This is a genomic window from Aequorivita echinoideorum, assembly GCF_018476645.1.
GTDB lineage: Bacteria > Bacteroidota > Bacteroidia > Flavobacteriales > Flavobacteriaceae > Aequorivita > Aequorivita echinoideorum.
In genome coordinates, this window is record NZ_JAHCTB010000006.1 from 60608 (window position 1) to 74618 (window position 14011).

At 38.6% G+C, this 14011-nt stretch carries 15 protein-coding genes and 1 tRNA gene; 7 read left to right on the forward strand and 9 right to left on the reverse strand.

What is annotated here, in order from left to right; genetic code table 11:
* The first annotated feature begins 82 nt into the window (after positions 1-82).
* A tRNA-Arg gene (locus tag KIV10_RS12805) sits at positions 83-159 on the forward strand.
* A gap of 121 nt (positions 160-280) precedes the next feature.
* The gene (locus KIV10_RS12810) at positions 281-439 is read left to right on the forward strand and encodes a hypothetical protein (protein ID WP_214114364.1); all 159 of its coding nucleotides are present in this window, start codon (positions 281-283) and stop codon (positions 437-439) included.
* On the opposite strand, the gene KIV10_RS12815 is transcribed toward KIV10_RS12810, so the two are convergent.
* The 6 genes from KIV10_RS12815 to KIV10_RS12840 are packed head-to-tail and all read right to left on the reverse strand — an operon-like array spanning position 436 to position 5783.
* Positions 436-711 carry an ATP-dependent Clp protease adaptor ClpS gene (locus KIV10_RS12815; protein WP_214114370.1) on the reverse strand — a complete coding sequence of 92 codons (276 nt, stop codon included), beginning with the start codon at positions 709-711 and terminating at the stop codon, positions 436-438. The genes KIV10_RS12810 and KIV10_RS12815 overlap by 4 nt on opposite strands.
* Before the next feature lie 45 nt (positions 712-756).
* Positions 757-1584, reverse strand: coding sequence for a 50S ribosomal protein L11 methyltransferase (prmA, locus tag KIV10_RS12820; protein ID WP_214114373.1), 828 nt, complete (start codon positions 1582-1584; stop codon positions 757-759).
* A gap of 47 nt (positions 1585-1631) precedes the next feature.
* Entirely contained in the window at positions 1632-2387 is a 756-nt protein-coding gene (gene tpiA, locus KIV10_RS12825; protein WP_214114374.1) for a triose-phosphate isomerase, read from the reverse strand.
* A 48-nt stretch (positions 2388-2435) separates the two neighbouring features.
* Entirely contained in the window at positions 2436-3509 is a 1074-nt protein-coding gene (locus KIV10_RS12830) for an ABC transporter permease (protein WP_214114376.1), read from the reverse strand.
* Positions 3509-5221, reverse strand: coding sequence for a BT_3928 family protein (locus KIV10_RS12835; RefSeq protein ID WP_214114378.1), 1713 nt, complete (start codon positions 5219-5221; stop codon positions 3509-3511). Before KIV10_RS12835 ends, KIV10_RS12830 begins: the two co-directional genes overlap by 1 nt.
* Before the next feature lie 13 nt (positions 5222-5234).
* Positions 5235-5783: a DUF1599 domain-containing protein gene (locus KIV10_RS12840; protein ID WP_214114380.1), complete on the reverse strand. Its 549-nt coding sequence runs from the start codon at positions 5781-5783 to the stop codon at positions 5235-5237.
* Positions 5784-5836: 53 nt separating this feature from the next.
* On the opposite strand from KIV10_RS12840, the gene folP reads away from it, so the two are divergent.
* From folP to KIV10_RS12855, 3 genes are all read left to right on the forward strand, one after another.
* Complete coding sequence (gene folP / locus KIV10_RS12845) at positions 5837-6667, forward strand: dihydropteroate synthase (RefSeq protein WP_246516306.1); 831 nt, start codon at positions 5837-5839, stop codon at positions 6665-6667.
* A 76-nt stretch (positions 6668-6743) separates the two neighbouring features.
* A complete protein-coding gene (gene cdaA / locus KIV10_RS12850; RefSeq protein ID WP_214114382.1) occupies positions 6744-7517 on the forward strand; it encodes a diadenylate cyclase CdaA in 774 nt (257 codons plus the stop codon).
* A 6-nt stretch (positions 7518-7523) separates the two neighbouring features.
* Complete coding sequence (locus KIV10_RS12855; protein ID WP_214114390.1) at positions 7524-8309, forward strand: DUF3667 domain-containing protein; 786 nt, start codon at positions 7524-7526, stop codon at positions 8307-8309.
* A gap of 2 nt (positions 8310-8311) precedes the next feature.
* Here KIV10_RS12855 and KIV10_RS12860 read toward each other — a convergent pair whose 3' ends face one another.
* Positions 8312-10081 (reverse strand): ABC transporter ATP-binding protein, encoded by a 1770-nt coding sequence (locus tag KIV10_RS12860; RefSeq protein ID WP_214114392.1) that lies wholly within the window; start codon positions 10079-10081, stop codon positions 8312-8314.
* A 53-nt stretch (positions 10082-10134) separates the two neighbouring features.
* The gene (truA, locus tag KIV10_RS12865; protein WP_214114394.1) at positions 10135-10881 is read right to left on the reverse strand and encodes a tRNA pseudouridine(38-40) synthase TruA; all 747 of its coding nucleotides are present in this window, start codon (positions 10879-10881) and stop codon (positions 10135-10137) included.
* A 152-nt stretch (positions 10882-11033) separates the two neighbouring features.
* On the opposite strand from truA, the gene KIV10_RS12870 reads away from it, so the two are divergent.
* On the forward strand, positions 11034-11525 hold the full coding sequence (locus tag KIV10_RS12870) for a metallophosphoesterase family protein (protein WP_214114396.1): 492 nt from the start codon (positions 11034-11036) through the stop codon (positions 11523-11525).
* A gap of 82 nt (positions 11526-11607) precedes the next feature.
* Here the strand turns inward: KIV10_RS12870 and KIV10_RS12875 are convergent, their stop codons facing one another.
* Positions 11608-12018, reverse strand: a complete 411-nt coding sequence (locus KIV10_RS12875) for a DUF4293 domain-containing protein (protein WP_214114398.1) — start codon at positions 12016-12018, stop codon at positions 11608-11610.
* A gap of 198 nt (positions 12019-12216) precedes the next feature.
* Here KIV10_RS12875 and rho point away from each other — a divergent pair, with 198 nt between their 5' ends.
* On the forward strand, positions 12217-13941 hold the full coding sequence (gene rho / locus KIV10_RS12880) for a transcription termination factor Rho (RefSeq protein WP_214114400.1): 1725 nt from the start codon (positions 12217-12219) through the stop codon (positions 13939-13941).
* The last annotated feature ends 70 nt before the right edge of the window (positions 13942-14011 follow it).

Sequence of the window (14011 nt, forward strand, 5' to 3'; positions counted from 1 at the left end):
TCGGCCTCGTGGCGCATCCCGATAGCTATCGGGAGAATAGCGCAGAATGCCAAAACCGAGAGGTTTAAAAAAAATCTAAATCGGCCTCGTGGCGCAACTGAATAGCGCATCTGATTACGGCTCAGAAGGTTCCAGGTTTGAATCCTGGCGAGGTCACCACAAAGCGCAATACTTGAAATCAAGCTATTGCGCTTTATTTTTTTTAAACTGTAAAATTTTGAACTTTTTAAAAGTGAAATTTTCAGGATTTTATCTATTTTCGAAATAAAAATTTCAACCAATGACCAAGATAGTTAAGGATTCAGACAATAAATCGGAACGCGATTATATTTTTCAGGACAATAAAAAAACCCGCTTTGGTGCGAGTTTTATTATTATAGTACTTGTTATTTTGACTGCTGCCGTAATTGCCACGGCGTTTTTTATGGATTGGGTTTAAATAATCTCAGCGCTCAATCCGGCTTCCAAAAGCATGGAACAGCGAGGTTTTAAATCTGTAAATTCCCCAGTTTTTACTGTGCATTTTCCTTTGTAATGCACAATAATTGAGCATTGCTCTGCTTGTTCCGGCGTATGCTCGCACGCGTGGATCAATGTGTTTATAACGTGATCAAAAGTATTAACCTCATCGTTATACAATACAATTTCATTTTGATTTATTTCCTTTTCAACTACGGAAACATCTTCCTGTATTTTTTCTTTGGTACTCATAATCTATATAAAAATTCTATTTGGGATTGTTATAAAGATAGCTATTTACAAAATAAATTTTGCGGCAACCCAATTATTTTTCTCCTTATTTTCAACGAATTGAAGTTGAAGATTATTGCAGCACTCAGTAATAATTGGTAGATCGTCGCGGTAAAATCCGCTTAAATAAAGTGCTCCACCTTTATTCAAACTATTTTTATACGCTTCCATATCATTCAACAATATGTTTCGGTTTATGTTTGCAATAATTACATCATAACTTTTATCCTCCAACAAGAAAGCATCACCCAAATAAACTGAAATATTTTCACAATCGTTACGCTGGATGTTTTCCATTGAATTTTCAAAACACCATTCATCAATATCAATGGCGTCAAGTTTTGAGGCACCACGCATTGATGCTAAAATCGCCAAAACTGCTGTACCGCAGCCCATATCCAGTACAGTTTTATTCTGAAAATCATTTTCAAGAATAAATTGAAGCATCATAAACGTGGTTTCGTGATGACCTGTTCCAAAAGACATTTTAGGCTCAATAACAATTTCATATTGAAACGATTTTTTGGTATGAAATGGCGCACGCACGGTACATTTTCCATCGACTTCGATAGGATTAAAATTACGCTCCCATTCCTCATTCCAATTAATTTGCGCTATTTCTGAAAAGATATATTCAATTTTAAATTCTTTTGAAGCCAAACAATTAATTCCATCCAAAATGGCATTATCCCACTCGGCTTTTTGTATATATGCTTTCACGCCATTCTCAGTTTCAACAAAGCTCTCAAAACCCGCATATCCAAGTTCAGCAATTAGGATTTCAGTGCCCGGCTGGAGCGGTTTCACTTTGAAAATATATTCGATATAATCCATTTTTTTTTAAATTTCAACAAGCTAATTCCAATGTTGCTTTATGTGAATTAATCTTCAAATGCGTTGACAATTTTCATAAAACTTTCCACATTCAATGAAGCACCGCCAATAAGTCCGCCATCCACATCCTTCTGTCCAAAAATTTCAGCAGCGTTGTCTGGTTTTACGCTTCCGCCGTATAGAATTGAAACGCTTTCAGCAATAGTTTTTGAATAATTTTCAGCAATTGTTTTTCGGATGAACTCGTGCATTTCCTGTGCCTGTTGCGGTGTGGCAGTTTCGCCAGTCCCTATGGCCCAAACAGGTTCATACGCAATAATGATGCGCTCCCACGCTGTTTCTGAAACGTGAAAAATTCCTTCCTCCAATTGTTCTTTAATGACTTCAAAATAATTTCCGTCTTTGCGGTCCTTCAATTCTTCGCCAACGCAGAAAAGCACTGTCAATTCATTTTCAATTGCAGAATTTACCTTTTCGGCAAGAATTGCATTATCCTCGGCAAAAAATGCGCGACGCTCACTATGCCCTAAAATAACGTATTTTGTACCAACGCTTTTCAGCATTTTAGCGGAAATTTCACCAGTGAATGCGCCATCCTCACTTTGGTGCATATTCTGCGCGACTAATTCTACAGGATGTTCGCGTAAAGACTTGAAGCAGTGGTTCAAATTTGTAAATGCCGGCGCAATCATAATGGTCACATTTTCCGGGAAAACCTGTTTTTTCAATTCCACCAGAAACATTTCAGTTTCAGCGAGATCGTAATTCATTTTCCAGTTTCCGGCTACTATTTTCTTTCTCATTTATTCTATTTTTTTATTGCTGAAATTTTTTAAGCTAACATAGTTTAACTATCTACTAATTTTCGGGTCCAGCCAACCATAAATTATATCCACAAAAATATTGATTAAAATGAACAATGTGGCAATTACCAGCACCGCCCCCATAATTATTGGCAGATCAAGCGTGTTCAAAGCATCCACTATTTCTTTCCCCAAACCGTTCCACCCAAAAATATATTCCACAAAAACGGCACCTGCAAGCATAGAGGCGAACCAGCCCGAGATTGCCGTTATTACGGGATTTAGGGAATTTTTCAAGGCGTGTTTTCTAATGATTTGCGAAGATGAAAGTCCTTTTGCCCGTGCCGTGCGAATATAATCCTGATCCAAAACTTCCAACAAAGAATTTCGCATCAATTGACTTACTACCGCCAGTGGTCTAATTCCCAAAACAATGGCTGGAAGAATTAAATTTTTCAACTGAAGGTATTTTCCGTTGCCGAAATCATCAACCTCATAGAGACTTCCCGTCATATTCAAATGGGTATATTCATTCAAAAGAAAACCAAAAATCCACGCAAAAATTATGGCGCTGAAAAAGGAAGGAATACTCATTCCAAAGGTACTGACCAACTGTATTGCTTTATCAATAAATCCATCTTTAAAGAGAACGGAAACAATCCCCAAAAGCACGCCAATGACCATTGCAATCACTATTGCCGATACGGCCAGTATAAATGTGTTGGGTAACGTTTCGGCTATTACTTGGCTCACTTCCTTTCCATTTTTCTGAAAAGATTCCCGCAAATACGGAGTTTTAAGGGCAACAACACTTTTACCTACAGAAAGTAGCGGTGTTGCGTTGTATTTTTCTTCAGAAAGAAATGTATAATCATCTCTGTTTTTACTGTGGATTGAAATGGGAGAAAGATCGTTGAGATACCGTAAATACTGAATGTGTACGGGTTTGTCAAAACCATATTTCTTTTTTACGATTTCTACTTGCTCAGAAGTTTCATTCTGCCCAAGCATCATCCGCGCAGGGTCTCCCGGAAGTAATGTAAACAATAGAAAAATCACAGTAACAACTCCGAAAAGCGTAAGTAGCGCGTAACCTAATTTTTGAAGTGTGTACCGTAGCACTAATCTATATTTATGTCGTTGAGCGTGCGGTTTTCATAGGTGAATTCTTCCCCAAATAGCTGTTTCGAATAAGCTTCAACAGTTTGATCGAAACCTGCTTTTTTTCTTCTATCGTTTACGCTTTCTGGGTTTTCAATTGGCCAAATATACTTTTCACCGCTATCCTCAACGCGCACCTGTGTTCCATAGATTTGTGGCTTACCTTGATTCATCAAATATTGATCTTCCATGGTTGCTGCCATGGTCATCGGGATTTCTCCAGCCTCGCCAGCTTTTTTTATCAAAGGAAGATAGGTTTCAATTTTATCTGGATTATGCTGTAAAACTTCCCAAGCAACGGTATTGGTAGGTTCGCCAACTACCGATTTCCCCGGATAACCGCTTTGTACAAATAATTTTTCAATATACTTCATATTTGCGTTATCCAGAATAGCCTGCAATTGTTGAAGATCCCCAGAATATTCAGCCTCTGTTAGCTTCATTTTTTTACCCAATTCCGCACGTTCCTCGGGGTTTTGGGTTCGCATTAAAACTCGATATTTCTGGTCCAGAATTGCAATGCTGTCCAATCGTTGTTTCATCTGTAAATTAAGTTTTGGCTGCGCATTTTCAACCTGCGGCAATTGCAATTTGTGGGCATCATTCCAGTGCAACTTTTGTTTTATGGTGCCTTTATCTATTTCCAAAATTCCAGGATTGCTTCGAACAATGGTTTTCAGCGTAGTTTCATCACAGAAATAAAACTTGAAATTCAGTTTATAGGCTTCCACCAAATCATCAGTCATTTCTAAGGAAGAAGCAGATAAACCAATTACGGAATATCCATTTTTTATTGCCTTATCGGTAATCTCCTTTATTGGTAAAAAGCCATCTTTTTCAGTATTGCCAAGACTGTAGGCAATGACGACCACTAAATTTTCTTCTTCCAGAAATTGCGAAGTGAAATCCTCACCATCTCGTTCTATCGTAAAATCGTGGATTGGTGGGGTGTATCCTTCCTGGATCATTTCGGTTTCAGTACCAATCAATTCGCCATCCACCTGCGGAAAATCGCCATTGGTTGTGATAATTTTTTCCTCGCCGTTAATTTTGAATTTCCATTTGTATTCAAAAATAGGACCTGGCGCATCTTCGGGAACGGACATTCCCTCTTGAATATTTGCACCTATTTTATACGGTCTGAAATCAATAATGGGTAAATGCTGAAGTACGTAATAGGTAATTCCCAAACAAACCACAAATGAAGCCAAGACAAGAATACTGCGCGCGCCCTTTGAAAAAATGGGCGTAATATATTTGCTTCCTATAAAAAGAATCAAAATTAATACAAGCAATATTATATCTTTTGTAAATGATTCCCAGGGCGTGAGTTTTATGGCATCGCCAAAGCATCCGCAATCGGTAACCTTGTTGTAGTAAGCCGAATAAAAGGTGAGAAAAGTAAAAAAAAGAATCATTAAAAGTAAACACCATGCGGTAAATTTTCTCAAATAACCCAGTAGCAACATAACCCCCAGAAGCACTTCAAAAATCACGACGAAAATAGCAATCAATAATGCGAAAGGAACCAAAAAGCCAAGGTCCAAAACCTCTGGGGCAAAATATTCTTTCAGTTTAAACGAAAACCCAACGGGATCGTTCAGTTTTATCAATCCGCTTATGATGAAAAGAACACCCACGATGATTCTTGCTATTGCTACAATGTATTTCATTTTAAAGTATTTTTTATTTTTCTGAATTATCCTCCAAATGGATCAGCGCAAAAACCGCGTAATTAATCATATCTTGATAATTTGCGTCAATTCCTTCGGAAACCAGAGTTTTTCCGCTATTATTCTCAATTTGTTTAACCCGAAGGATTTTCTGAAGAATTAAATCCGTTAGCGAACTCACCCTCATGTCGCGCCAAGCCTCACCGTAATCGTGGTTTTTATCCAGCATCAACTGTTTGGTGATGGCCACTTTTTCATCATATAACTGGGTTGCTTCCTCTACCGAGAGATCTGGCTGTTCCACTACTCCTTTATCCAACTGGATAAGCGCCATTACCGAATAATTAATAATTCCTATAAATTCACTGGCTTCGTCCTCCTGAATTTTTCGTTCGGCATTTTGCTGCAAACCGCGAATGCGCTGCGCCTTAATAAAAATTTGATCAGTCAATGACGGAAGTCTTAAAATTCGCCACGCGCTCCCGTAATCGTGCATTTTATTGATAAATAGCGCCCTGCACTTTTCAATCTGGTCGTTGTATTGATTTGAAGTGGCTTCCATAAAGAAGTGTAAGATTTTGCGTAAATTTCGCTTAAATAAATCAATTTAAAAAATTGCACACCCTTAATTGCAAAGGCACAATAATAGACCTCAGCCATCCCAAAATTATGGGAATTGTAAATGTGACGCCCGATTCCTTTTATGATGGCGGTAAAACTTTTTCAGAAAAGAATATCTTAATACAGGCGGAAAAAATGCTTTCTGAAGGCGCAACATTTCTTGACGTTGGCGGCTACAGCACACGTCCGGGTGCGGCCGAGGTGTCAATAGAGGAAGAAAAAAACAGGGTTTGCGGGGCAATCAATTCCATTGTAAAAAAATTTCCTGAAGCATTGATATCCATTGACACTTTTAGAAGTGATGTGGCCAAAGCTGCCGTGGAAGCCGGCGCGTCAATTATAAACGATGTTTCTGGCGGAACGCTCGATGCCGACATGTTTTCGACCGTGGCAAAACTGAAAGTACCCTACATTGCAATGCACCTGCGGGGTACGCCGAAAACCATGACAAAGCTTACGGATTATAAAAATGTGACACTCGAAGTTTTAAAAATTCTTTCTGAAAGAATTGCAATAGCTCGCGCCGAAGGTATAAATGATATTATTGCAGATCCGGGCTTCGGGTTTGCTAAAACCAGTGCCCAAAGTTTTGAAATGATGAATAATCTCGAGCTTTTCCAAAATCTTGACGTCCCAATTTTGGTAGGCATTTCCCGAAAATCAATGATCTATAAAACCTTGAATACTTCGGCTGAAAATGCACTCAATGGCACAACCGTTTTAAATGCGTTCGCACTTTTGAAAGGTGCATCCATCCTGCGGGTACACAATGTGAAGGAGGCAATGGAATGTGTTGCGCTCTACCATGAAATGAAATTGGCTTAAATTACAATTCCAAAACTTTGAAGTTTGAACTTTCAGCATTGATTTTTTAAAGTACTTTTACAAAAAACCGACAACCTTGGACTTTTTAGATATTCGCATTATAGATATTGTAGACATCGTGCTTGTTGCATTCCTGCTCTATTACCTCTATAATCTTGTAAAAGGAACGGTGGCCATCAATATTTTGGTGGGAATCATTATCGTATACGCCATTTACGTAGTTACACAGCTCTTGGAAATGGAGCTTTTGAGCAAAATTCTGGGCGGGTTTCTGGGCGTAGGAATGTTTGCTCTTGTCGTGGTTTTTCAACCCGAAATACGAAAATTTCTGTTGATGTTGGGCTCTACAAATTTTAACGCGCGGCGCAGGTTTTTCAAACAATTTAAAATGCTCGGCAAGGACAATGGCCCAAAAATCAACATCGAAGGAATTTTAAGTGCCTGTAGAAAAATGTCTGAATCCAATACCGGGGCGCTTATTGTCATACAACGAAACAACAGTCTGGATTTTGTGAAAAACTCTGGGGACGAAATGAACCTCCAGGTGAACCAACCAATTATCGAAAGTGTTTTTTTCAAAAATAGCCCACTTCACGATGGCGCTATGATTATAGAGGAAAACCGAATTACCGCCACACGTGTTATTTTGCCAGTTTCAAATGACCGAAAAATCCCGTTGCGATTTGGGTTGAGGCATCGCGCCGCGGTAGGCATTACTGAAAAAACCGATGCGGTTTGCCTTGTTGTATCCGAAGAAAATGGGCAAATATCCTATTTAAAGGATGGCGATTTTGTTCTGTACGATAATCTCGAGGAACTTCATAAAATTTTAGAAGCTGATTTAAGTTGATTTAAAATGACCCACTGTAAAAATTGCCAGCAACCACTTGCTACGGAAGATAATTTCTGCCGTGAATGCGGTGCTGCAGTAATCCAGCATCGGTTGACCTTAAAATATTTGTTTCAGGAATTCTATAATTCCTTTTTCAGTATCGATTCCAGCAAACCTGTTTTGACTTTTATCGATCTTTTTAAAAAACCCGAGGTGGTAATTGGCGGTTACATTAATGGACTTCGGAAAAGATATATCCACGCATTCGGCTACTTCACAATAGCCATCACCCTTTCCAGTTTTTTCTTCTTTATTTTTCTGAAGTTTTTCCCTGATTTGCTTGAAAATGCCTTTTCGTACCAAAACGAAATGAACGCTGCGCAAAAAAAGATGAATCAAGAAATTATGCAGAAAACTTTTGAGTATCAATCACTCATATTTTTTGCATCGATTCCTTTGTTGTCGCTAATGGCTTGGATAGTATTTTTTAATAAAAGAAAATATAATTACGCTGAAAATCTTATAATCGTCCTTTATGGATATTCACAGGCATCGATTGTTTCAGTTATTTTCTATTTCCTTACCGTATGGAATAGCACGCTGTTTGGATATGCTACGCTATCAGTTCTAATAGTACAGATAGGTTATTTTGCATACATTTTTAAACGGCTTTACAAATTATCAATCGGCCAACTTATCATCAAGACTTTGTTTTTCTTGGCGATACTTATCACAATATACATTGTTTTAGTTATTACGGTTATAATTTTTATGGCGGCTACCGGAAATTTGCAACAGTTTGCGCAATAAATTTATTCAGCCACTTCTTCTGCCATAAATTGCACTTCGTATAAATTTTTATAGAATCCTTTTTCAATTTTAAGAAGATCTTTGTGGGTTCCTTCTTCTACAATTTTTCCAGCATCCATTACAATGATTTTATCCGCTTTTTTAATGGTTGCCAAACGGTGCGCTATCACTATTGAAGTCCGATTTTTCGTGATTCTATCCGTGGCTTTTTGAATCATTTCTTCCGAATAGGTGTCTACGGATGAAGTTGCTTCATCAAGAATTAAAATACTGGGTTTGCTTACGTACGCACGCAGAAAGGAAATTAACTGCCGCTGCCCGGAAGATAGCATGGAACCGCGCTCCTTCACATTATAATGATAGCCGTCCGGTAGCGATTTTATAAATTTATGGACACCTATTTCCTTCGCCGCAGCTATTACGTCTTCTTCAGAAATTTCTGGATTATTGAGTGTAATGTTGTTCAATATAGAATCGGCAAAAAGGAAAACATCCTGTAAAACCACGGCAATCTGACTGCGTAGCGAAGCCAATCGATAGTCTTTTAGTGAAATGCCATCCACCAAGATTTCGCCTTCATTTATTTCATAAAACCGATTGAGGAGATTGATGATGGTGCTCTTTCCGGCACCCGTAGCTCCCACAATAGCAACCGTTTCACCTGGATTTACTTGAAATGAAATTCCTTTTATCACCTCTTCCTCAGGATTATAACCAAAATGCACTTTTTTGAATTCAATAGCTCCGTTTGCATTGGTATAATCCACAGTCCCGGTATCTGCAATGTGCGATTCGGTATCCAATATTCCAAAAACCCTATTTGCCGCAACCATCCCCATTTGCAGCGTATTAAATTTGTCCGCAATCTGGCGCAGGGGCCGAAAGAGCATTTCAGCATATTGAATAAATGCCGTGATTACACCAAGTGTAACTGCGCCACCAGCCAAAACATTAAGACCACCATACCAAACCACCAAACCTGTGGCCACGGCGCCCGTCATCTCTGCAATGGGGAAGAAAATGGAGTTGTACCAAACGGTTTTGATCCACGCTTTTCTATGGTCAGTATTAATTTCTTTAAACCTTTGGTATTCTGTTTCTTCGCGCGTGAAAATCTGTACAATTTTCATCCCGGTAATGCGCTCCTGCACAAAAGTATTTAGGTTTGCCACTTGGTTTCGGACGTCTTCAAAAGCTACTTTCATTGCTTTTTGAAATACTCTGGTAGCGTACAAAATAAACGGAAGCACAATAAAAACTATGAGCGACAATCTCCAACTTTGTGTTAGCATAAAACCTGCAATTACCAGCATTTTCAGCAAGTCACTTATAATCATAAACAACCCCTCGCTGAATATACTCGAGATGGTTTCCACATCATTCACTGCGCGCGTGGTCAATCTTCCCACGGCACTCTTATCAAAATATTGCATTTTGAAGCTCATCATCAGCCGGAAAAGCTTGGTGCGTATGTCCCTGATTACACTTTGCCCAAGCCAATTGGTATAAAAGATAAATGCAAATTGGAATACCACTTCCAAAACAAGTACAATTACCATTAAAATAATGTACTTCATAAATCCCTCGCCATCCTTGGGAACTATGGATTCATCTATGGCGAGCTCCAATAAATATGGGCGCAAAACCGCAAGACCGGACATTACAATCGCCGCAAACGCAACAAAATAGAACACCGTACGGTAACTGTTTGTATACGCAAGTAATCGCTTAAAAAGTTTAAAATCGAATGCGTTGCCCGTCTTTTCTGACACTTTTTCTCCTTTTGTTGGTTATTGTGAAATTATAATTTTCAGTTTTGAATGTTTTATTTTAAAAAAATATCATTCGGGTAAACAACTTTCGTAAGAAACAATCCATTTGCTGGCGCGGATGCCCCAGCCTTTGCTCTATTTTTGCTTTCCAAAATCCGCTGAAAATCTTCTACAGTCTTTTTTCCATTACCAATATCCAGCAGCGTTCCCACGATAGCGCGTACCATATTGCGCAAAAAACGATCTGCCGCAATGGTAAAAATAAGCTTATTATCCCGCGCTTCCCAATAAGCTTTTTCAATTGTGCAATAATAGGTTTTCACATCGGTTTTTGACCTTGAAAAACATTGAAAATCCTTATGTCCCAATAACGTTTCACTGGCCTTATTCATAAGCTGGACATCTGGCGCGTTATTTATTTGAAACGAAAAATCCTCTGAAAATGGATCCTTCCGAAGCGAAATAATGTATTTATATTCTCGCTGAATGGCATCAAACCGAGCGTGTGCATCAGGTTTCATTTCAAAAATATTCCGAACCGCAATATCCTTGGGAAGAAATGAATTTATTCTGAAGGTAAAATCATCTTTGTTTTCAATCAAATTATAATCAAAATGCGCAAAAAGCTGTTTGGCATGTACTCCTGTATCTGTGCGTCCAGCGCCGGTAATTTTTATTTCAGTCCTCAAAAAAGTGGAAAGGGTTTCCTCTAGTGTTTGTTGCACACTTTTTTCGTTTGGTTGCCGTTGCCAACCACAGTAGTTTTTTCCATTGTATGCTATTTCGATAAAATACCGCAAAATTTTCTTTTTCAGAATTGGCAAAATTACAACTTACTTTAGGAGTTTCTGTGTTTTAAAGTTTAAATGTTTAGCTGGCCCGATGCAGTGAAATGATTGAAAATATTAAATAACTTAGCACTTCAAATTATGCAAAAATCTAAAAATCCATTTTGAAAAAGATCCTTTTGCTTAGTGACACCCACGGATATATAGATGAAAAAATCCTGAAGCACGTTAAAAATGCGGATGAGGTTTGGCACGCAGGTGACATTGGCGAGCTCTCCGTTACGGATTCCATAAAAAAATTAAAGCCCCTTCGGGCGGTTTTCGGGAATATAGATGGCATGGATGCCCGGTCTGAATTTCCGTTGCACAATCGTTTTATGTGCGAAGGAATTGATGTTTGGATAACGCATATTGGCGGCTATCCCGGCAGATATAATCCTGCCATTAGGCAAGAAATCTATAGCAATCCGCCGAAAATTTTCATTTGTGGGCATTCCCATATTTTGAAAGTAATGCCAGATAAAACTACGGGGCTGCTGCACCTTAACCCTGGTGCGGTGGGAAAACATGGATTTCATAAAGTACGCACCATGTTGCGTTTTGAGATTGATGACGAAAAAATACAAAATCTGGAAGTAATTGAATTTGACAGATAATTTTCTGACTAAAGGAAAAAAATCAAAAAACCCTCGAAGATGGCATTCTCCGAGGGTTTTGCACTAATATACCAAGATTGGTTTACCGTAAACGATCAACAGATTTTACAAGGTCCTCATCCCTTTTTATGGCCTTATTGGCCAGCACTAAAAATACGATAGAAATGATGGGAAGTAGCACCCCAATACCCTTCTCAGAAACTAAAGTTTCTCCGGATAAAGTAAGCGATCTGTAAACGAAAACTCCTAGTAATACAAAGTTTAATATGATGTTTATACGATTAAGAACGAATTGTCTTTTACGTATTTTGAAACTTAAAGCCGATATAATAGCAAGCGCAATAGAACCAAAAACGAGACCAAAAACCACGGGCTCATTTCGTTCAATTATAATAGCGCCATTGGAACCTTCAACGGTGGGAAACCATAAAAAAAGTGAGGCCATAACCATAGCCGAAATAATTAAATAAATGGTCTGTATGCGCTGAATCATTTGGTAATGCTTACAATTATTGGCAAAAATAGTGTTTCTTTTTAATAAAAATAACGGTGGAATTTAATTTATTGTTGTATTATTGCAGTAACAGTTCGTAACCACCTCAATAGAGGTTACTTAGTCTTCGATTACATTTTTTTCAACTCTACCTTCTCAAAAGGATTATTATAGCAACATAAACCCATAGTATTTTACATGTTTGAAATTTCAGAATTAAAAAATAAAAAGCTGCCTGAGCTTCAGGAAATTGCGAAAGAACTTAACGTACCCAAGTACCGCACCCAGAAAAAATTAGACCTTGTTTATCAGATTCTTGACTACCAGGCTTCAAATCCAAAAGCGGTAAAGGCAATTACCAAAACTGATGATCAATCTTCTACCCCATCAGAGGCAAAAACGGATACAAAATCTGCCGAAGTGAAAGATGCTTCAGAAAACAAATCAGATTCAAACCAGAAACAGAAAGGCAACAGAGAGCGTACTCCCAGAAGCAATGACAATAGGAATACAAAAACGCATTCTCCAAAACAACATCACGCTAAAAAAAGTGATGATGACAATCGTTCCAAAAACGATTCAAAAAAGAACGAATTAAAAAATAACAGAGATAAAGGTAATTCCGGTCATAATGACAACCGTCATAAAAACCAGCGAAACGAGCATCGCAATGACAATAATGGCAATGATAACCGCTCGAAAAACCAAAATAACAATCCACCAAACAAAGGAAAGGATAGCAACACCCACGACAACAAAAACGGAAATAAGGATTCCAGAAACCGTTACCGTGAGCCAGACTTCGAGTTTGATGGAATTATTGAAAGCGAAGGTGTGTTAGATATTATGCAGGATGGATATGGATTTTTGCGTTCCAGTGATTATAATTACCTCTCCTCTCCTGACGATATCTACGTTTCACAATCGCAAATCCGACTTTTTGGCTTAAAAACGGGAGACACTGTATTGGGTGAAGTCCGTCCACCGAAGGAAGGTGAAAAATACTTTCCGCTTATAAAAGTTAGTAAGATTAATGGGCTTAACCCCAATGTGGTCCGTGACCGCGTTGCTTTTGAGCATTTAACGCCCTTATTTCCGCAGGAAAAATTCAATCTTGCCGATAAGCAAAGTACAATCTCCACGAGAATTATTGATCTTTTTGCACCCATAGGCAAGGGTCAGCGCGGGATGATAGTATCCCAACCCAAAACTGGTAAAACCATGTTGCTTAAGGATATTGCCAACGCAATAGCTGCAAACCATCCAGAGGTTTATCAAATTATTCTTTTAATTGATGAACGCCCTGAAGAAGTTACAGATATGCAGAGAAACGTTCGCGGCGAGGTTGTTGCCTCAACGTTTGATAAGGAAGCCAGCGAACACGTACGTGTGGCGAACATTGTGATTGACAAAGCCAAAAGACTTGTGGAATGTGGACACGATGTAGTAATTTTGCTCGATTCCATTACACGTTTGGCGCGCGCCTACAATACCGTGCAACCGGCTAGTGGTAAGATTTTAAGTGGTGGTGTGGATGCAAATGCGCTTCACAAACCGAAACGCTTTTTTGGTGCCGCGCGAAATATTGAAAATGGCGGATCGCTGAGTATTATTGCAACTGCTTTGACCGAAACCGGCTCAAAAATGGACGAGGTAATTTTTGAAGAGTTCAAAGGGACCGGAAATATGGAATTACAGTTGGATAGAAAGATTTCAAACCGAAGAATATTCCCAGCTATTGATCTTACCTCTTCAAGCACGCGTCGTGATGATTTGTTGCTGGATGAAAATGTTATCCAAAGAATGTGGGTTATGCGCAAATATCTAGCGGATATGAATCCCGTGGAAGCCATGGAATTCATTAATGATAGAATTAAACAGACTAAGAATAACGAGGAATTTCTGATTTCTATGAATGGGTAAAGTGATTAATTTCCTATAATTGAAAAGCCCAAATGGATTCCATTTGGGCTTTTCAATTTATTTGTATCTT